General features: G+C 55.6%; 19 protein-coding genes and 1 other RNA gene. 10 read left to right on the top strand and 10 right to left on the bottom strand.

Annotated features, from left to right (window positions below; all coding sequences use genetic code 11):
• Nucleotides 1-15 precede the first annotated feature (15 nt).
• Nucleotides 16-384 (top strand): DUF1636 family protein, encoded by a 369-nt coding sequence (locus TH4_RS06850; protein WP_245227768.1) that lies wholly within the window; start codon nt 16-18, stop codon nt 382-384.
• Nucleotides 385-425: 41 nt separating this feature from the next.
• Here the strand turns inward: TH4_RS06850 and TH4_RS06845 are convergent, their stop codons facing one another.
• Both TH4_RS06845 and nudC read right to left on the bottom strand, forming a co-directional pair.
• Complete coding sequence (locus TH4_RS06845; protein ID WP_167351197.1) at nt 426-1,226, bottom strand: transporter substrate-binding domain-containing protein; 801 nt, start codon at nt 1,224-1,226, stop codon at nt 426-428.
• 78 nt (nt 1,227-1,304) lie between these two features.
• Nucleotides 1,305-2,231, bottom strand: a complete 927-nt coding sequence (gene nudC, locus TH4_RS06840) for an NAD(+) diphosphatase (RefSeq protein ID WP_064780404.1) — start codon at nt 2,229-2,231, stop codon at nt 1,305-1,307.
• 190 nt (nt 2,232-2,421) lie between these two features.
• On the opposite strand from nudC, the gene ffs reads away from it, so the two are divergent.
• The 4 genes from ffs to recR all read left to right on the top strand — a co-directional run bounded on the left by ffs (nt 2,422) and on the right by recR (nt 5,603).
• Nucleotides 2,422-2,516: signal recognition particle sRNA small type (gene ffs, locus TH4_RS06835), an RNA gene on the top strand.
• Between the two features lie 157 nt (nt 2,517-2,673).
• Entirely contained in the window at nt 2,674-4,563 is a 1,890-nt protein-coding gene (locus TH4_RS06830) for a DNA polymerase III subunit gamma/tau (RefSeq protein WP_064780403.1), read from the top strand.
• A complete protein-coding gene (locus TH4_RS06825; RefSeq protein ID WP_008889081.1) occupies nt 4,560-4,883 on the top strand; it encodes a YbaB/EbfC family nucleoid-associated protein in 324 nt (107 codons plus the stop codon). The genes TH4_RS06830 and TH4_RS06825 overlap by 4 nt, the downstream gene beginning before the upstream one ends.
• Nucleotides 4,884-5,009: 126 nt before the next feature.
• Nucleotides 5,010-5,603, top strand: a complete 594-nt coding sequence (gene recR / locus TH4_RS06820; protein ID WP_064780402.1) for a recombination mediator RecR — start codon at nt 5,010-5,012, stop codon at nt 5,601-5,603.
• A 144-nt stretch (nt 5,604-5,747) separates the two neighbouring features.
• Here the strand turns inward: recR and aroQ are convergent, their stop codons facing one another.
• From aroQ to TH4_RS06785, 7 genes are all read right to left on the bottom strand, one after another.
• A complete protein-coding gene (gene aroQ, locus TH4_RS06815) occupies nt 5,748-6,194 on the bottom strand; it encodes a type II 3-dehydroquinate dehydratase (protein WP_064780401.1) in 447 nt (148 codons plus the stop codon).
• A 38-nt stretch (nt 6,195-6,232) separates the two neighbouring features.
• Nucleotides 6,233-8,110 carry a bifunctional sugar phosphate isomerase/epimerase/4-hydroxyphenylpyruvate dioxygenase family protein gene (locus TH4_RS06810; protein ID WP_064780400.1) on the bottom strand — a complete coding sequence of 626 codons (1,878 nt, stop codon included), beginning with the start codon at nt 8,108-8,110 and terminating at the stop codon, nt 6,233-6,235.
• A gap of 81 nt (nt 8,111-8,191) precedes the next feature.
• Nucleotides 8,192-8,845: a GntR family transcriptional regulator gene (locus TH4_RS06805; protein WP_064780399.1), complete on the bottom strand. Its 654-nt coding sequence runs from the start codon at nt 8,843-8,845 to the stop codon at nt 8,192-8,194.
• 12 nt (nt 8,846-8,857) lie between these two features.
• The gene (locus TH4_RS06800; RefSeq protein WP_064780398.1) at nt 8,858-9,706 is read right to left on the bottom strand and encodes a shikimate dehydrogenase family protein; all 849 of its coding nucleotides are present in this window, start codon (nt 9,704-9,706) and stop codon (nt 8,858-8,860) included.
• 11 nt (nt 9,707-9,717) lie between these two features.
• Entirely contained in the window at nt 9,718-10,986 is a 1,269-nt protein-coding gene (locus TH4_RS06795) for a TRAP transporter large permease (protein ID WP_064780397.1), read from the bottom strand.
• Nucleotides 10,983-11,465, bottom strand: a complete 483-nt coding sequence (locus tag TH4_RS06790) for a TRAP transporter small permease (protein ID WP_064780396.1) — start codon at nt 11,463-11,465, stop codon at nt 10,983-10,985. Before TH4_RS06790 ends, TH4_RS06795 begins: the two co-directional genes overlap by 4 nt.
• 107 nt (nt 11,466-11,572) lie before the next feature.
• Nucleotides 11,573-12,598 (bottom strand): DctP family TRAP transporter solute-binding subunit, encoded by a 1,026-nt coding sequence (locus TH4_RS06785; RefSeq protein ID WP_063085780.1) that lies wholly within the window; start codon nt 12,596-12,598, stop codon nt 11,573-11,575.
• A 454-nt stretch (nt 12,599-13,052) separates the two neighbouring features.
• Here TH4_RS06785 and TH4_RS06780 point away from each other — a divergent pair, with 454 nt between their 5' ends.
• The 4 genes from TH4_RS06780 (at nt 13,053) to TH4_RS06765 (ending at nt 17,397) form a co-directional block, all read left to right on the top strand.
• Nucleotides 13,053-13,787, top strand: coding sequence for a Crp/Fnr family transcriptional regulator (locus TH4_RS06780; RefSeq protein WP_008889072.1), 735 nt, complete (start codon nt 13,053-13,055; stop codon nt 13,785-13,787).
• A complete protein-coding gene (locus TH4_RS06775) occupies nt 13,771-15,135 on the top strand; it encodes an adenylate/guanylate cyclase domain-containing protein (protein ID WP_064780395.1) in 1,365 nt (454 codons plus the stop codon). Before TH4_RS06780 ends, TH4_RS06775 begins: the two co-directional genes overlap by 17 nt.
• Before the next feature lie 116 nt (nt 15,136-15,251).
• Nucleotides 15,252-15,737 (top strand): flagellar assembly protein FliW, encoded by a 486-nt coding sequence (fliW, locus tag TH4_RS06770; RefSeq protein WP_008889070.1) that lies wholly within the window; start codon nt 15,252-15,254, stop codon nt 15,735-15,737.
• Between the two features lie 202 nt (nt 15,738-15,939).
• Complete coding sequence (locus TH4_RS06765) at nt 15,940-17,397, top strand: DUF4139 domain-containing protein (protein WP_064780394.1); 1,458 nt, start codon at nt 15,940-15,942, stop codon at nt 17,395-17,397.
• A 61-nt stretch (nt 17,398-17,458) separates the two neighbouring features.
• Here TH4_RS06765 and TH4_RS06760 read toward each other — a convergent pair whose 3' ends face one another.
• Entirely contained in the window at nt 17,459-18,073 is a 615-nt protein-coding gene (locus TH4_RS06760) for a hypothetical protein (RefSeq protein WP_064780393.1), read from the bottom strand.
• A gap of 179 nt (nt 18,074-18,252) precedes the next feature.
• On the opposite strand from TH4_RS06760, the gene TH4_RS06755 reads away from it, so the two are divergent.
• A complete protein-coding gene (locus TH4_RS06755; protein ID WP_064780392.1) occupies nt 18,253-18,828 on the top strand; it encodes a hypothetical protein in 576 nt (191 codons plus the stop codon).
• Nucleotides 18,829-18,835: the final 7 nt, after the last annotated feature.

The raw sequence follows: 18,835 nt of genomic DNA, 5'->3' as shown, positions 1-18,835 counted from the left end.
GATAAGATCACCCGCATGACCGCCAAGTCCCGCCTGAATATCTGCACGACCTGCACGTCCTCAATCGCCAGCGCACCAAGTGATCCGCGCGATGGTCAGACGCTTTTTGAGCGCATTCAGAAAGTCTGCGCCACGCGCGATCTGCCGTTTGAGGTTAAACCGGTTGAATGCCTGACCAACTGCAAGTCTGGCTGTTCGGTCGCGCTGAACGGATCGGGCAAGTGGGGATATGTTTATGGCAATGTTGATCCCGACAGCATGGTCGAGGATCTCTGTGAACTGGCGTCAAAATATGCCGAAAGTGAAAAGGGCATTGTTGCCTGGCGCGAACGGCCAGATGCCCTGCGGCGCAATGTTATTGCCCGCATCCCGCCGATCGACTAGCAGATGCGGTCGGGGCTTTATGTCGGGATTTGGTTCAGGACCTAGCCAGACAGACCGATGTGAAGTTGCTGCCACAGGCGTTCGACCTCGCCAGTGGATTGCAGTTTCGCAATCAATTGGTTGAACCGGTCAAGCGGGATTGACGATCCGGCTGACAGCACCGCCACCAGATCATGGACGGCATCGGGCTGATCTGAAATCACAAGGCTTTCGCGCAAGGACGGATAATCAACAAACCGGGCAGCCAGAAAGCCCGCCGAGACGATACCAATCGGGGCTTCCCCGGCCAGAAGTCCGTCAAGGACCTCTTGCTCGTTATAGCGCAGCAAAACATCAAAGTTCTGGCGCAGATATTCCGGATCCGCGTTGAAATCGGCAAATCCGTAATGGAACCCCAAGACGCACAGGATCGGATGATTCGTCACATTCGACAGCAGGCTTTGGATGTCATCGCGTCCAGCCAGAGTTAGATAAAGATCTTTTTCCTGAACAATGGGTTCGGAAAAGCGAACATCAAATTCCTGCCACTCCCATTGTGAACTTTCCAGCAGAACAAGGTCCACATCACCACCGGTTACGGCCTGATAGCGTCTCCGCGATGAGGTTTCTGCAAGTTCAAACACATATTCGTCCTGCAAATCGTTCAGAAGTCTGATCAGGTGCAGAACCATGCCCTGAGGCTTGCCATCCTCATAGAAATAGACCACGCCATATTCATACGCACCGACCTTGACGGGGATCCGTTCATGGGCCTTTGCGGCCGTTACTGCGAACAAAATCGCAAGCAAACAGACAGCAACGCCGGTTACACCCAAATCGCGTAGAAAACGTATCGCTACCAAAGCTTTTTCCTGAATACCGATCATCACCCAGTACAGCGATGCCGTATCACCAGGATGGTGACAAAGGCCTCTTTGTTTCTATATGTGGCCGGCGCACCAGTTTTCCAGAAGGAAGCGTGCGATAGATATCGGACGCGGCAGGTTGATACCTTTCTCGGGCAGGTTTGGCACATCATCGCGATGCACCCACATCGCAAACTCGATTTCTTCGTTATCAGGCAAAAGGTCGGTTGTTTCGGCCTCGGCGACAAAGCCCAGCATCAAGGACCCCGGAAACGGCCAGGGCTGGGATGCGACATATTGCGGGCGTTTGATCCGAACGCCGACTTCTTCGAACACTTCGCGCGCGACGGCCTGTTCAAGGGTTTCGCCTGGTTCGACGAAACCGGCCAGAACTGACACCATGCCGGGCAGGAATTGCGGGGATCTTGCCAGCAACACATGATCCTGATGATGGATCAACATGATCACGGCCGGATCGGTGCGCGGGAAATGCGATTTGCCACAGTTCGGGTTGCTGCATTGCAGACGATATCCCGCCTCTGCCACCAGGTTCGGATGGCCGCACGCCCCGCAAAACTGGTGCCCCTGATGCCAGTTGAAAATCGCACGTGCCTGTGCGGCAAGGGCGGCCTCATCCACCGAAAGATTGGCCATGCGGGTGCGCATATCGCCAAAACCACCGCCGAGTTTGCGGATGGCCTCGTCACGATCGGTCACCACCGCGGCAATATCGACCGCTATCACCGGCCCGCTTTCATCGCGGCCAAGATAAATCCACTGTCCGCGATGAAGATCGACATCCAGATGCGGCACGGCCGGGGCGCCGAGCACCACCAGTTCGTGGGCGTCCATGTCCTCGGGCCAGGCAAAAAGCGGATCACCGGCATGGCAAATCAGGATGCGCAGCGACTCCTCGGCCAACAGAACCTGTTGCCAGTCTTCGCGTTTGCGCAAAACCGCATCGCGATCAAGATCAACGGATTCATAAAACAGCCTGTGCATGGTGGTCACTTTCTTGAAATTCTGATGCGGAAAATATCGGGCAAGCCCATGGGATCGCCGACATTTCCTGTGGTGACGGAGCATGACATTAACGTGGGTGGGGATCGGTCAAAAGCCACGATTGCTTGATAACAGAAAAAATCCCAGCCAACCCTTGCGTTTTATGGACGCTTGCGCGATATAGGGGGCGAGAGGCTGGCAGTGGACGGACCGCTCGCCAACCCGGTCAGGACCGGAAGGTAGCAGCCGTAACGAGTTTTTCCGGGTCGCTGTTCAGTCTCTCACCCTTTCATTTCTCCCTTTGAAATCGCTGATATTTGCCATGCCCCTGACATTCGCGGGCAGATGGCTTTTTGTATGGGAAATTTCCCACTTGGCCTTTCCCATAGGGCTTCGAAGCTGCTAAAACCAACTGAGAATTAAAACAGTCCGGACCGGATGAATGAGCGAGCAGATCGAGACCGCCAGCGAAACGGCGCCAGAAGGTGACACGGTGACAGACAGTAACGTCGCGGACACATCCGCGCCCGTCACCACGGCCGAGCCAGAAAGCAAAAGCGAGTATCAGGTTCTTGCGCGGAAATACCGCCCGAAATCCTTTGATGAGCTGATCGGCCATGGGCCGATGGTCAAGACGCTGTCAAACGCGCTTGAAAGTGGCCGGCTTGCCCATGCCTTTATCCTGACTGGTGTGCGCGGGATTGGTAAAACCACGACAGCACGTATCATTGCGCGTGCGCTGAACTGCATTGGTGCGGATGGCAAGGGCGGTGCAACGATCGAGCCGTGCGGTGTGTGTGAACATTGCCGTGCGATTGCCGAAGATCGTCATGTTGATGTTCTGGAAATGGATGCCGCGTCACGCACCGGTGTCGATGACATTCGCGAACTGATCGAAGGTGTTCGTTATCGCCCGACGTCGGCGCGCTACAAGATCTACATCATCGACGAAGTGCACATGCTTTCGAAAAGTGCGTTTAACGCGCTTCTCAAAACGCTTGAAGAACCGCCAGAGCATGTGAAATTCATCTTTGCCACCACCGAAATCCGCAAAATTCCGATCACGGTTTTATCGCGTTGTCAGCGGTTCGATTTGCGTCGTGTGCAGACCGACGAACTGGCCGCGCACTATAGCCGCATCGCCGGGCTTGAAAATGCCGAGATCGAAGAAGAAGCCGTCACCCTGATCGCACGTGCCGCCGATGGTTCGGTCCGTGATGGCATGAGCCTGCTTGATCAGGCGATTTCGCATGGCGCAGGCAAGGTCACCACCCAGCAGGTGCGTGACATGCTGGGCCTTTCGGACCGGTCGCGGATTTTCGATCTGTTTGATCACACCATGAAGGGTGAGATTAACGAGGCGCTGGAACTTCTTGGCGCGCAATATGCCCTTGGCGGTGATCCGCCGGTAATGTTGCAGGATATGCTCGATCTGACCCACTGGCTGACACGTGTGAAGCTGTCGCCTGATGCGGCTAATGATCCCGGCGTGTCACAGATCGAACGCGAACGCGGCAAGGAAATTGCCGCCAAGCTTGCCATGCCGCAATTGACCCGCGCCTGGCAGATGCTGCTTAAGGGCCTTGAAGAAACGCGCATTGCGCCATCACCGATTCAGGCCGCTGAAATGATCCTGATCCGTCTGGCCTATGCCGCGGAAATGCCACCGCCCGGTGACCTGATCAAGAAGCTGCGTCAGGACATGAACAATGCCGGTAACGGCGGCGGCGCCCCACAAGGTGGCGGCAATGGCGGCGGCAGTGGTGGCCCGGGACCGCGCATGCAGGTGGTGAATGGCGGCGGCGGTGCAACTGCCGTAGCACAGCGCCGACCCGACCCGCTGGGCGAACCCGAACAGGTCGAACAGCCAGTCTATGCCAAGATGCCCGAAACGTTCGAAGAAGTTGCCGAACTGCTTGGCAAGGACCGGGAAACCACTGGCCTTTCGATGCAGGTCAAAAACTATATGCATCTGGTGAAGTATGAACCGGGTCGCATCGAATTTCGCCCGGCACGCGGGGCGGGGTCGGACCTTTCGACCAAGCTGATCAAGGCGCTTAATGGCCTGACTGGTCATCGCTGGCTGGTCAGTGTGTCGGAGCGCGAAGAAGGGGCACCAACCCTAAAGGAACAAGAACTTGAAGCCCTTGAACAGCGCAAGGCAGATGCCTCGCAAGATCCGCTGGTCAGGGCCATTCTGGATGGTTTACCAAAAGCCAAAATCGTTGCCGTCCATCTGCCACCCGGCCAGGAAAATGCCGAGGGCGAAGAGGACGAAAGCGGTTCCGTATATGACGACGCATTTTATCTCGAAGGAGACGACGAGCTATGAAGAACCTTGCAGGGATGCTGAAACAGGCCCAGCAGATGCAGTCCAAAATGCAGGAAATGCAGGAAGGACTGGTTGAACTTGAAATCGAAGGCCAGTCCGGTGCGGGCATGGTCAAGGTGATGCTGAACGGCAAAGGCGAAATGCGCGGCCTTTCGCTGGATAAAAGCATCGTTGACCCGAACGACACCGAAGTCCTCGAAGACCTGATTGTGGCGGCCTATAACGACGCCAAGGTCAAGGTCGAGGCCGCCGTTCAGGAAAAGATGAAAGACGTCACTGGCGGCATGAACCTGCCGGAAGGCTTCAAACTGCCGTTCTGATCTTTCATCGGACACGCGATAAAATTCGTACTTTCATTAGTACGCGGCAAAGGGTGGCATTGCGCCGCCCTTTGTTTTTGATACAAGCAATGTGTAACGATCACACTTTACCAGCACGGGGTCATCATGACCGGACGGGAAATTGAAAATCTGATCAAGCTGCTTTCACGCCTGCCCGGCCTTGGGCCGCGTTCGGCACGGCGTGCGGTTTTGCAGATGCTCAAAAAACCCGAAACTCTGATGATCCCGCTGGCCGATGCACTCCATGCCACGGCCGAGGTCATGACGACCTGTTCTGTTTGCGGCAATATCGATGTCACCGATCCCTGCCATATCTGTGCCGACCAAAACCGCGGTACGGACATCATCTGTGTGGTCGAGGAAGTTCAGGATCTTTGGGCGCTTGAACGCGGGGCATCGTTTAAGGGCAAGTATCATGTGCTGGGCGGTACGCTTTCGCCGCTTGATGGTGTCGGGCCGGATGATCTTAAAATCGATCAGTTGGTCAATCGCGTGCGCGAAAACGCCGTGTCCGAGGTGATCCTTGCCACCAATGCCACGGTCGATGGGCAGACCACCGCGCATTACATCACCGAACGGCTGATCGAAACCGGCGTCAAGGTCACCCGCCTTGCCCATGGCGTGCCGGTCGGGGGCGAGCTTGATTATCTTGATGACGGCACGTTGGCGGCCGCTTTGCGGTCAAGAAGCTCGGTCTAAACCACGATCATTCGGACAGAAAAAAGGGCCGCCATGAGCTGCCCTTAATTATCTTCAAAATATCTGTGTCGTAATTATTCAAACCGTCTGTAGGCACATTTACAGTATTCCGCCACAACAGGATTGAATAATTCAGAGCCTTTTTCAGGCGGTCTTGATCTTTTCTGCAGCAAGGCGGGTTGCCAGCTCATAGCCATAGGCACCGGCACCTGCCATCACCGCATCGGCGACCGGGCTGATCCAGCTGGTATGGCGGAATTCCTCGCGCGCGTGCGGGTTGGAAATATGCAGCTCGATGATATAGCCCTCAAAGGTCTTGAGCGCGTCGTGGATCGCAACCGAGGTATGGGTATAGGCACCGGCATTGATGATCAGGGCGGCGGATTTGGTGCGGGCCTCGTGGATCATGTCGATGATCGCACCTTCATGGTTGGACTGGCCAAACCGCACCGAAACGCCGAGCTCCTTGGCAAGCGTGCTGCATTTTTCCTCGATCGAGGCCAGCGTGTCATAGCCGTAAATTTCCGGCTGGCGCTGCCCCAGAAGGTTCAGGTTCGGTCCATTGATGACTAGAATTTCCTGCACGCTCATTTCCTTGTTCCCGCCTTTATGCGCTTGGTGCCCTGTGGTTATTTCGCCGCATCGTTACGACGGTTCATGCGCGTCTGTGACGCAAGCCGGATCGGCGCATTGGCCGCCCCAAAGCCACGATACGCACGACGCTCGACCAATTCAAAGAAGAAACGGTTGGCGAAGGTGCGCGTATAGGCCTGATAATATTCACCTTCATCATCACGATCATAGAGAATATTACGTGCGCGCAAACGATCAAGCAGTTCCGGCTCCAGCCCAAACCGCGCTTCTATATCGTCATAGTAGTTTTCCGGGATCGGCAGGATTTCAACGCCATGCGCCATGCAGTAATCAACCGAGGCAAAGATATCCTCGCTGGCGAATGCCAGATGCTGCACACCGCTGCCAAAGAACTCGTTGAGGAACTGGGAATGCTGGGTATGCGGGCTTTGCGAGCCATTGAGGATCAAACGCACCGCATCGCTTTGCACCACCTGACTTTGCACAAGCCCGCCCGGATCCGGGATATCAAGGGTCGGCATTTTGCCGAGATCAAAGATCGAGGTGAAATACAAAAGCCAGGTCAGCATTTCCTCATACTGCATCGAGTATGACACATGGTCGACCTTGCGAAGTTTCGCCTTGCCGGCGTCTGTATCCGCGCCCTTTTCGGGTTCAAACTCGACATCCCAGATGCGCGAAAGCTCGCTGTGATCATCAAGGAAATAAACAAGGCTGCCGCCAACACCCCGGATGGCCGGCATTTCAATTTCGCCTTCGCCAACCGCCTGACTGAAGGGCGCGGCCAGCAATGATTGCGCACGGTCCATCGTTGCCTTGGCATCATCGACCTTAAGCCCGACCGCACAGACCGACGGGCCATGCACGATGTTATAGGAATGCGCAAAGCCATCCTTGTCGCAATTGATCACAAGGTTGATGTCACCCTGTTTCCACCAGGTCACTGCCTTGGTTTTGTGGCTGCCGCGTTTTTCAAAGCCAAGGGCTGCGAAAAGTGTCGCAAGCTTTTCGGCGTTTTCTTCCTCGACCGCAAATTCGACAAAGCCGACTTCCTTGGCATGCGCCTTGGGCGGAAGGGCAGTGCCCTTTTCACCGACCTGAACGCCTTCGATGCCGTCGCCGAGATAGATCAGGGAGCGCAAACCATCCTTGGCCACGTTCTTGGTCGAGCTGGAGCGGAACTGATCGTTGAAAATCTCAAGCGACAGCGGACCGTCATAGCCGGTCATGGCAAGGTTGCGCATGAATTCACCGAGCGGGAAGTCCCCCTGCCCCGGGAAGCAGCGGAAATGGCGGCTCCATGACAGCGCATCCATTTCAAGGATCGGCGCATCGGCAACCTGCACGAGGAATATCTTGTCGCCCGGGATCGACGAAATCGCATCAAGCGGCACCTTGCGCGCCATGATGTGGAAGGTATCAAGCACCAGACCAACATTCGGGTGATTGGCGCGCCGCACGACTTCCCAACTATCGCGATAGTCGCTGATATGCTTGCCCCATGAAAGCGCCTCGAACGCGACACGCAGGCCACGTTTGGCGGCGCGATCGCCAAGCTCTGCCAGATCCTTGGCGGCGCGATCAAGCCCGCCCAATGATTGCGGGGAGACGTTCGAACAGACCATCAAAAGGTCTGTGCCCAGTTCTTCCATCAGGTCGAACTTGCGCTCGGCGCGCTCGAACGCGCGGGTGCGCTGGGGTTCGGGCATGCCTTCGAAATCGCGGAACGGCTGGAAGGTGACCAGTTTCAGACCCAGATCACGGATCGTTTTGCCAACATCTTCTGGCGATCCGTCAAAGGACAGAAGGTCATTTTCAAAAATCTCGACCCCGTCAAAGCCGGCAGCGGCAATGGCATCGAGTTTTTCCTGAAGATCGCCTGACAGTGAAACTGTGGCAATTGAGGTCAGCATTTTATCCCTCCGGGATGCATGTGGGGCACCGGCACATTCACAGAAGGATGCAGCAATCGCGGGGCCTGCCCCGCGCGCAGATCAATGCTGTGAACGGCGCCGATAGGTTTCGATATGGTCGGTCAGTTTGGCAATCGCGCCATCCAGATCCCGTGCAAGGGACAGCTCACAGATTTCGCGATGCTCATCGATGATTTCCTGGGCGCGGAAACCATGGGTTTTGAGTTCGATCACCACATAGCGGCGGAACTGATCGAAAATCTCGTGGTGCAGGCGCATATGCAGGTTCGACCCACAGGCCGAAATCAGCGCCTGATGAAATTCGCGGTCATACTGGCTCCAGCGGACGGTCAGTTCGCGGCTGTCACGATCAAGCATCTGCTTTTCAACCGCGGAAAGCTTGTGATGGGCGGCCGCGACCCGGGCTTCCCATTCAACGTCGCCATGCTTGATCGAGGCTGCCAGACCATCGCGTTCAAGCAACAGACGCATCGCCGTCAATTCCATGAAATTGGATGGTGATGTTTCAACGACGCGGAAGCCCTTCTGGCCTTCGACAAACACAAAGCCCGACGCCACAAGACGATTAAGCACTTCACGCAGCGTGTTGACCCCGACGCTATAACGTTCGCGCAGCGCCTCGAGCTTAAGCTTCACGCCCGGCTGCAATTCGCCGTACAAAATGTCATCGCGAATTTCGTTATAGACTGTCTCGGCAACGGTACTGCTGCTCATGGTCTTGGTCCCCTAGCCTGTCAATGCCTCGGGATAGGCATTGAAGTATTCGTCCCTCGCAGCGTCGGCATCAATCTCTGCCCCGCTGAAAACTTCAAATGCTTCAATACCCTGAAAGAAGAAGAGTTCAAAGCCGGTCATGACGTCGATCCCCGATTTGGCCGCAGCGCGCAGGAAGGCGGTTTGAACCGGGGTATAGACCGCATCAAATACCCATTTCTGTCCACCAAACAGATCGGTATCAAACGGGCAGCCGGGATACTGGTTCATGCCAACCGGCGTGCAGTTGATCAAACCATCGGACGCGCGCACCGCATCAGAAAGGTCATCTTCACCAACAAATGCCGCATTGGCATTGGCCGCAGCAAGGGTTGCCACCAGTTCTTCACCGCGCGCGGCGTCCTTGTCATGGATCAGGATCTTGTCCGCACCAAGCCCGCGCAAACCGAACGCCGTGGCAAGGCCGACACCGCCCGCCCCCATCTGCAAAACGGTTCCCGGCTTGGCATCGCCGAACTGTTTTTGATAGCCGCGCATGAAGCCGACAAAGTCGGTGTTATCCCCACGCCAGCCATCTTCGCGGAAGACAACTGTGTTCACCGAGCCCAGCGCTTCGGGCAGGCGTTTGCGCGGGGTGATCAGTTTGCGTGCGCTTGTTTTGTAGGGATGGGTCACATTGACCCCGGCATAGCCGGTTTCCGCACAGGTGGTCAGCTGCTTGATCAGGTCAAAATCCTTGATCACATCGCTGTCGAGATAGTCGTACGTGACATCCATACCGCACATACGGCCCAGCAATACGTGCAGTCGTGCCGACTGGCTCCGCGAAATGCCTTTACCAATAAGACCGAGTTTCAACATGGACAGGTATCCTAAAATCCAAACAGATCGGGCAAGAACGTAACGATGCCCGGTACAAAGGTGATGATCAGCAACACCGCCAGTTCAACGATAAAGAACGGCATGATGGCGCGGATCATTCGGGCCATACCGACACCCGCAATTGCATCCGCAACAAACAGGCACAATCCCATCGGCGGCGTAATAAGGCCAATCATCAGGTTAAAGATCACGATGATCCCGAAATGGGTCGGATCAATGCCAAGGCTGATCGCGATCGGATGCAGGATCGGCACCAGCACCAGCATCGCAGCAATGCCTTCAAGCACCAGACCAACCGCCAAAAGCATCAGGTTGATCAGGATCAGGAAGGTGACCGGGCTGTCGACATAGCCCAGAACGAACTTGCTGACGGTTTGTGGAATACCGGCAAAGGTCATGAACCAGTTTGCCGCCGCCACCGTTGCCATGATGATCAGGATGCTCGATGAATCGCGCATCGCACCTGCGAAAATTGCCGGCAGGTCACCCGGTTTCAGTTCCCGGAATACGAACAGGCCAACAACCAGCGCATAAAACACCGCAAAGCTTGCCGCCTCGGTCGGGGTAACGATGCCGGCCAGGATCGAGCCGATGACAAAGACCGGCATGAACAGCGGAATAAGACCGTTCCAGACTGCCTTGATCTTCTCGCCCATATTCATGCGTTCGCGCGGCTTGGCGTGGTTTTTGACAAAGAAACGCACATAAACCGACAACGCAATCGCCAGCAAAACCCCCGGCACAATCCCGGCAAGGAACAAGGCTGGCACCGAGACATTGGTGGTAATCAGCGCATAGATAATGACCGGAATGCTGGGCGGAATGATCGGGCCGATGACCGATGATGCGGCCGTCAGGGCGGCAGCAAAATCACGCGGATAGCCTTCCTTTTCCATCGACGGAATAAAGATACGGCCAATTGCGGATGTATCAGCAACCGCAGATCCCGAAAGACCGGCAAAAATCACCGAGGACCAGATATTGACCTGGGCCAGACCGGCCTTGGCGTGGCCGACAAGCGCATTGGCCAGATTGATCACACGCGACGTGATGCCACTGGCATTCATCAACTCGCCGGCCAGAACAAACAGCGGAATGGCAAGAATGGTAAAGCTGTCCATCCCGGCAAAGATACGCTGCGGCAGAAGATCAATGCCAAACGTGCCGGTACTGATATAGGCGACAATGCCAAGCGCGATTGCAAAGGCAACCGGTGCACCGATTGCAAGCAGTGCCAGAAGGGTGACGCCGGTAATCATGCTTCACCCCCGGTGGAATTCTTAGCCAGGCAAGATGCCAGGCGCAAAATGGCGGCAATCACCAGACAAACACCACCAACGGTGATGGCGATTTGCGCCCAATACATCTGAATGCCAATGCCCGAGGCAACAATACCGCCGCGCTTGGCAGCAAACACGTAACCTGCATAGGCAAGGATACCGCCCAGAACCAGCGTCGCGGCATCAACAATGATTGCGAGCTTGCGGCGGATGCGTGCGGGAATGGTATCAACAACAATGCTGAAAGTGATCTGGGTACCCTGCAGATAGGCATAGGCCACACCGAACATGCAGCCATAGATCATCGCGTATTTCGCGATTTCTTCGCTCCATTGCAGCGGGGAAGAAAACAGATATCGGCTGACACTGCCGGCAAAAACGACACCAAAAACAATTAGGATACTTAATCCCGAAAGTCCGGCGAGCAAACGCTTGTAAGCATTCTCGGTGCGTTGCATGGGTTCCCCCGGATCGCTCTGAAAATTATTATGCTTTTATAAGCACGGTGGCGGGAAAAAAGGGCAGGTCAGGTGCAAGGAGGAGCACCCGACCCGCCAAACACCGATTACATTGAAGCTTCTGCTTCGGAAACGGCAGTTTGCAGTTTTTCGATCCATGCAGCATCGATTTCGCCCGAAAGCCATTCGATGACTGCCGGCTGAGCGGCATCACGGAACATCTTGAGCTGTTCAGCGGTCGGCGTGGTTACTTCCATGCCTTCCTCTGCCAGTTTGGCAACGCCTTCAGCAGAGTTGAACTGCTGAACCGCACGGCCAACGTTCGATGCAACACCGGCTGCGCGACGCAGAAGTGCCTGATCAGCCTCGGAAAGGTTCTGATAGATTGCTTCGTTGATCACGATGAAGTCGGTGCCATATACGTGACGGTCAAGCGTCAGGTATTTCTGCATTTCATAGAACTTGTTGGCATAGATCACGCTGATCGGGTTTTCCTGACCGTCCACCGTGCCGGTGGTCAGTGCGGTCGGAACTTCCGGCCACGGAATCGGGGTCGGTTCGCCACCAAGTGCCTTGACCATTTCCACGAACAGCGGAACGGTCATGACGCGAATTTTCAAGCCTTCCATGTCTTTCGGCTCGGAAATTGCGCGCTGGGAGTTGGTGAAGTTACGGAAACCGGTTTCACCATAGGCCAGCGTACGCAGACCGGTTTTTTCCAGGCAGTGCGCGGCAAGTTCCTTGCCGAAATCACCATCCAGAACGTTCCAGGCAACGTTGGCATTCGGGAAAACATAAGGGATATCAAGAACGGCTGCCTCAGGGCAGACCTTGGAGAACGGACCCGATACCATCGACATGGCAAGCGTACCGTCCTGGGTATTCTGCAGCAGATCGGTTTCACCGCCCAGCGCACCGGCCGGGAACAGAGCGACCTCAATACGGCCAGCCGATTCTGCTTCGACAATGTTTTTAAAGACCTGTGACGCTGCACCTTTTTTCGAGGTGGTCCACTCTGCCGGGTCAACATGGGCAAAGTTCAGGGTCACATCGGCTGCCTGCGCGTTAAAACCAAATGACGCGGCGACCATTGAAGCGGCGCCAAACAAGGCACCTTTGGAAATCATCTTCATTTCTTCCTCCCGATATAAAACGACATCCGCGGACCGTGGTTGCTTTTGACACTCTTGTTCTTGGGCGGTCCCTGTTCGGAATTAGGATAATTTAAAAAACATAGGAGATTTTGTCAAATGTTCTATATTTTACCTGTAAGCCGCGTAAAATAAGGCCTTTGGCCCCATTCGGATCGTTACCATTTTCTGCGGCCAGTCCCGATCTCCCCGTCAAATTCCTGCCAAAAAGCGATGCTTTAACATCTATAAGCTTGGGGGAGGGCTGTCTGAATTTCAAACCAGTGACATCAAAAAACCTTGTCGCATCACAAGCATTCCAGTGACTTGGCAACAGATGCAATGGCCAGATGCCAATTGCAAAACAGCTTGCTGTAAAGCAGGATATTTGTGCTACTTTGGCATTCGAATTCTGCGATTCGCCCGCTGAAACGAAACCATTTTCAAAGTGAACCCCGTGAACAGTGTAACCGGCCCAAAATCACCGCAACTTGCGAAGATTGCTTCGCGCATTCTGGCAGGCAGCTTCCTGTTTGAGGATCTGGACCCCGAACTGTTGGAGCAACTGTCAAACCAGGCGACTGTCCGCCGGTTCGACGATGGCCAGTTGCTGTTTGAAAAGGGCGCACCGGCAGACGGGCTTTATGCGGTTGAGGCCGGCAAGGTTCGCATTTCATCGGTTTCGGAAACCGGCAAGGAAATCGTGCTTAACGTTCTGGCCCCCGGTGCGGTATTTGGCGAAATCGCATTGCTGGATGGCGAACCGCGCACGGCGACCGCACGCGCAGTTGGCCCGACCCGGACACTTTTCATTTCGCGCGATGACTTCTTTGAAATCTTTGACCGCGAAGCCCCGCTGCGCCGTCACATCACCGCCCTTTTGTGCCGGCGTCTGCGCTGGGTCAGTGACCTGCTTGAAGATGCCAACTTCCTTGATCTGACTGCACGTCTGATCAAACGCATCCTGTGGCTGGCCGAACGTCATGGCGGCCCGGACCCGGAAGGCATTCGTATTGCCCTTCCGTTGTCGCAGCAGGAATTGGGTCTGATGCTGGGTGTGACCCGTGAAGCGGTGAACAAGAAGCTGCGCGAACTTGAAAAACAGGGGATGATCACGCGCCGTGATGGTCGACTGGTCGTCAAGGACAGCGAAGGGCTGAAACAACTTCTTGCTGATGCCGTCAAAAACTGAGCCTTCCGAGTCAATTTTTGAACGCCTTGTCGCCCGCGAAGAAAAGCGCGGGCTGATCCTTGTTGCCTTCTTACGCATCTGCCTTCTGGCGTTCATCCTGCTTTTGTTTAGCAAACCTGATTCGCCAACCGGCAAGCTTTATACATTGCTTGAGGTCCTCGGCTGGTTCATTCCCGGCGTATTCGTTCAGCTGTTCGTCGCCTTTCGGGGCGGCAAATCATACTGGATGATCTATCTGCTGGCGGTGATTGACGCGGTTCTGATTGTCTATGTCTCGGTTGTGCCTGATCCGCTTAATCCGTTGCTGGATCATCCGGCATGGCTTTATGGCTTTGTCGTACGTGACCGTGGCGTGGTCTTTTCGATGATCATGATGGCGATAATCATCATGACCTTTTCACCGCGCCTGATCCTGTGGTTCGGCTTCTGGCTGTTTGCGTCATGGAGCGGGGCGATCTGGTGGCTGATGACCCGGCCCGGTGTGATCGTTTCCCAACATTTCGGCGATGAATGGAACCCCAGCCAGCAAGAAATCATCGATACCTATAACCTGCCGGAATTTGTCGATATCTCGGCCCTTGCCGAACAGGTGATCATTGTCATCGTCTTTACGCTGGCCTGTGCGGTGATGGTTTCGCGTTTGCGGGTTTTGATCAACCAGTCGGCTGCATCCGAACGTGCGCATGGCAATCTGGCACGATATTTCCCGACTGCCCTTGCCGATCAGTTGGCCGATCGTGATGAGCCGATCCGTGTGGGTGAACGCCGCGAATGCGTTATTCTGTTTGCCGATGTTATTGGCTTTTCACGCTTTGCCGAAAAGCGCGACCCGCAGGAAGTCATGCGGTTCCTCAACCAGTTCCATCACATCGCAACGTCGCAAATCGGTGCCTATGGCGGCATTGTTGAAAAATATATCGGTGATGCGGTGATGGCGAGTTTCGCGGCCTTCGACGATCTTGAAAACCCGGCGGCCAATGCATTTTGTGCCGCACAGGCAATCATCGCCCAGGTCGCCGAATGGCAGGCCCGGGCCCCGGCAAATGGCGGTGAACCGCTTGAAATCGGGGTCGGTCTTAATTTCGGCCCGGCCGTTGTCGGCGATATCGGCCAGCGTGAGGCGGTCACACCCGCCGTCATCGGGGCCACGGTCAATCTGGCGGCCCGCCTTGAAAAGGCCACCCGCGAACTTGGCAGCGATACAGTCATGAGCGAACAATTCGCCAACCGCCTGCGTAAAGAGGCCCCGGTCGCCGGACCGATCCTTCTTGCCCGCTATGCACAAACGCAAACAATTCAGGTCAAAGGGTTTAGTGAACCTGTCGGGGTCCGCTTTAACGGCTGCTAAATAAACTGCTAATAGAATGTCTTCCGGTCTGCCAAGCCCTTGAATATCCGGCAAACCAATCCAAAGTGCTTTGATATTTCTGGTGCAGCATGAAAACGGATCAGCAGGAGGACGCGATGGCGACCGAAAAAGGCGCAAACCCGACGGCCAAGGGGCCCGTCCCGTCCGCCGTAAAACTGACCACCCTGTTTGGCGAACGCGAATTTGCGTGGGACAAGGCCATTTACTTCCCGGCCGGGCTTAAAGGCTTTCCTGATCATAACGTCTTTGCGCTGGCAAGCTTCCCGGGTGAAAGCGGCAATGCGTTTCTTTTGATGCAATGCCTGACCGAACCGGAACTGGCCTTTATCGTGGCACCCTATAACCTTGAAAGCGATACGATCCGGCCAGAACACCTTGAACAGGGCTTTGGCATTCACGGCATCAAAAAGGAAGATGGCGCGGTGTTGCTGATTGTGACCCTGCACAAGCCCGACGATGGCCCCGTGAGCATGTCGGTCAATCTGCGCGCGCCGATCATCATTGATACCGCCCGTCAGGCTGCCTACCAGCATCACCTGCCCGAGGTCGGCGGATATTCCTTCCACCACGTTCTGAGCTAAGCATAAGCCCCATCTTCGGATTCTGACGTTTTGCTGCGCATCGAATTGCGCGGGCAAACGTTTGCGTGCGTTGGCACCATGCGTTTATGCGTCTTGCCTGAAATTATCCCTGCATGTCCTTGATCCTGCCATCTTTTCACGCAAAGGTGGCAATCAGAGCAAATTGCATAGCCCCACTTCATCATGACAAAAGGGATCGGGAATGACAGCAGCATTGCGCAATCGTTTTGCACTCGCCGCCTTGTTGGGATCAGCGGTATTTTTCGGACCGGATGTTGAGCCTGCCCGCGCGCAAAGCCCGTCCGTTGGACTATCAGCCGACAACCGCACCAGCCTGCAGCTGACGGTTTATCCCGGCAACCTGTCGCTGATTACCGAAAAACGCGATGCGGCCATTCCCGCAGGCCAAAGCACGCTTCGCATTGATGGCCTGCCCCAGACCATCATGAATGACTCCTTCCTGCTCGGCACTGCCAAGGATGCCGATCTTGTCTGGACGTCCTTGCGCAATCGCGGCAACGGATCAAACGCCATCGACGACCTTGTGCGCGATCAGATTGGCAAGACCGTCACCATTCGCCGTGATGATGACCTGATTGAAGGTACCCTTGTCGCGGTAAGCCATGTTGCCCTGATTGAAACCGATGCCGGTTTGGAACAGGTGCCGCTTGATCAGGTGATTGTTTCCGAACTGCCCGATGGCTTTACCACCAGCCCGACCCTTGATGCCGATATCGCAACCGGTACCGCGCTTGATCACGTGTCGATGGCCTATCTTCTGGGCGGGATCGGTTGGAACACGTCCTATACCGCCTATTATGATCGTGCAGAAAACAGCCTGAAACTGACAGCAATCGCCAAGGTCATGAACGGATCAGGCAGCGATTATGAAAATGCGTCCCTGCGTCTGGTCGCCGGTGACCCCAACCGGGTGCAGCAGCCCCCGATGGCGAAGGCCGCGCGCACCGAAATGATGATGTCTGCCATGGCCGATGGTGCCGCATCCGCCGCAAGCGCACCGGATCGCGCAAGCTTTGAAAACCTGCATGTTTATGGCCCGTTTGATGGCCTGTCGATGCAGGATGGCGATACGGTCATTCTGCCGTTGCTTGATCCGCAAGTCCTGCCGGTCAAACGCCATGCAATCTTCCAGGCATCAAGCAGCGTCTATAACATGGCGCAAAATGACACCAACGACTTCGTCCGTCCGGATCTTGAAATCGACATCACCAACGAAGGCGGCAAAGACGCCAAAAGCCCGTGGCCGGATGGCATTGTGCGCATCTACGCCCAAACCCCGGCAGGCGATACCGGCTATCTGTCCGAAGACATGATTTCGCTGACCCCGGTTGGCCGTGATGCGACCCTGCGTCTGGGCAAGGCCAGCGACCTGAACGGCACGCGTAATGTTACCTCGTTTGACCGCAAGGCACGCCCGAACCTGCCAGACGCGATTGCGGCCGATCTGAAATGGACCATTCGCAATACCAGTGACCGTGTCGAAACCGTCACCGTGCGTGAAGACCTGCCAGTCGATTGGAAAGTGACAGCCGAAAGCCACAAGCACGAACGCGACCAACCCGGTCAGATCAGCTGGGACATCGAAGTTCCGGCAAATGGTGAAGTGACATTGACCTGGTCGGTGGCAAGCACCCGCTGATCAATCAATCCATGAATTGGAACGGCCACAGGGAAACGTCCTTGTGGCCGTTTTTCTTTGCTCAGGACTTGCCACGCGCAGTGTAAAACGCCTTGGCCAGCGGCAACAAAACATTGGCATCGGGCAGTTGTCCGGTCCGGTTGCACAGATCGGCATAGATACAGATCAGCTTGGTCAAAAGGACAAACGCGTCCTGATTGCGCATCCCGGCAAAGGCGCCCAGCACTTCGACCGCATCGCATGCCGCATCGCGCGCCAGATCAAGCTTGCCCGCCCCTTGCAGGGCCAGAACAAGCGCGGCCAGTGAATAACCCAGATCCAACCGTTCCTTGTCATCCTTGCGCCCGACACAATTGCGCAGGCGATCCTGGCGCAGTTCGACGGCCTGACAGGCGGCATCCACCGCCCAATCCCATTCACCGGCCTCAATCTCAAGCGCGGCCCGGTTATTGAGGCTTAGTGCCAGCCCGGCCACCGCCGCATCGCGTGCCGTCGGCAAATGCAGCGCGAAAATTGCATCGGCGGCATCAAACAGCGCCAATGCTTCTTCGCGCTGATCGGGCCTGTGGTTGCTGGCCATTTCAAGATACAGCCGCGCGACCGCCAGCGAGTTGGGATCGGTTTTTTCAAGATAGGACAAGCGCAACGCATATTCTTCGTCCGTATTGTCCGTCATCCTGATCCCGCCACCTCGTTTTGCCGTCTCAAGGGCCCGATGACCCGTGCAAGAAAAAGACGTTTGGCAACCCCACCTTGTGAAGGACGGGCAATCAGCGATAAGCTGTTTCCCTCGGTCTGGCAGGCTGCTAGACAATCAGGATCAGATTTGCCCCAAAGTGCGGAAACAAGCCCTAAATGAACACCTCCAGCGAAACCCTGCGCGCCCTTTACGGCACATGGCGTCTTGCCCGTGGCGATACCCAGGGCCTTGGATTTTTTAATTTTTCGATCGAGGGATTCTGGCGTTCGTTTCTGGCGGCAGTGATTGTGTTTCCGGCCTTTGCCATGTTGCGCTGGAACGACATTTTCGATGCCCCGGACGAATTCCCGGCAATGCGTTACATGCTGGTCGAAGTCATTGCCTATGTCATCAAATGGGTCGCCTTTCCGCTGATCATGTTCCATGTCATCCCGATGCTGGGCCGTGCCGAACGCTATATCGCGTTTATCACGGTCTATAACTGGGCAAGTGTGCTTCAGATGGGGCTGTATCTGGCCGCCTTGATGCTGGGCGTATTGTTCCCGTCGCTGGGTGCTGGTGGCTTTGTCTTTATCGCGGTGATCGCGACGCTTGTGTATGGCGTCTATATCGCCAAGCTGACCCTGTCGGTCCCGATCCCGACCGCGAGCACGATTGTTCTGGCCGACTTCCTGTTGTCGCTGGTGATCACATCAATCGGTATCCGTCTGGCCGTCGGGCAGTTATTCTAGAACAATT

Origin of the sequence: Thalassospira tepidiphila MCCC 1A03514 (genome assembly GCF_001662875.1) — a bacterium.
GTDB classification, from domain to species: Bacteria; Pseudomonadota; Alphaproteobacteria; order Rhodospirillales; family Thalassospiraceae; genus Thalassospira; species Thalassospira tepidiphila.
This window is presented reverse-complemented; position numbering and strand designations above follow the sequence as displayed.

Coding starts and splice junctions, on each gene's coding strand:
- TH4_RS06850 (WP_245227768.1), top strand. CDS start 16: ATGACCGCCAAGTCCCGCCTGAATATCTGCACGACCTGCACGTCCTCA.
- nudC (WP_064780404.1), bottom strand. CDS start 2,231: ATGCACAGGCTGTTTTATGAATCCGTTGATCTTGATCGCGATGCGGTT.
- TH4_RS06830 (WP_064780403.1), top strand. CDS start 2,674: ATGAGCGAGCAGATCGAGACCGCCAGCGAAACGGCGCCAGAAGGTGAC.
- TH4_RS06825 (WP_008889081.1), top strand. CDS start 4,560: ATGAAGAACCTTGCAGGGATGCTGAAACAGGCCCAGCAGATGCAGTCC.
- recR (WP_064780402.1), top strand. CDS start 5,010: ATGACCGGACGGGAAATTGAAAATCTGATCAAGCTGCTTTCACGCCTG.
- aroQ (WP_064780401.1), bottom strand. CDS start 6,194: ATGAGCGTGCAGGAAATTCTAGTCATCAATGGACCGAACCTGAACCTT.
- TH4_RS06810 (WP_064780400.1), bottom strand. CDS start 8,110: ATGCTGACCTCAATTGCCACAGTTTCACTGTCAGGCGATCTTCAGGAA.
- TH4_RS06805 (WP_064780399.1), bottom strand. CDS start 8,845: ATGAGCAGCAGTACCGTTGCCGAGACAGTCTATAACGAAATTCGCGAT.
- TH4_RS06800 (WP_064780398.1), bottom strand. CDS start 9,706: ATGTTGAAACTCGGTCTTATTGGTAAAGGCATTTCGCGGAGCCAGTCG.
- TH4_RS06795 (WP_064780397.1), bottom strand. CDS start 10,986: ATGATTACCGGCGTCACCCTTCTGGCACTGCTTGCAATCGGTGCACCG.
- TH4_RS06790 (WP_064780396.1), bottom strand. CDS start 11,465: ATGCAACGCACCGAGAATGCTTACAAGCGTTTGCTCGCCGGACTTTCG.
- TH4_RS06785 (WP_063085780.1), bottom strand. CDS start 12,598: ATGAAGATGATTTCCAAAGGTGCCTTGTTTGGCGCCGCTTCAATGGTC.
- TH4_RS06775 (WP_064780395.1), top strand. CDS start 13,771: ATGCCGTCAAAAACTGAGCCTTCCGAGTCAATTTTTGAACGCCTTGTC.
- fliW (WP_008889070.1), top strand. CDS start 15,252: ATGGCGACCGAAAAAGGCGCAAACCCGACGGCCAAGGGGCCCGTCCCG.
- TH4_RS06765 (WP_064780394.1), top strand. CDS start 15,940: ATGACAGCAGCATTGCGCAATCGTTTTGCACTCGCCGCCTTGTTGGGA.
- TH4_RS06760 (WP_064780393.1), bottom strand. CDS start 18,073: ATGACGGACAATACGGACGAAGAATATGCGTTGCGCTTGTCCTATCTT.
- TH4_RS06755 (WP_064780392.1), top strand. CDS start 18,253: ATGAACACCTCCAGCGAAACCCTGCGCGCCCTTTACGGCACATGGCGT.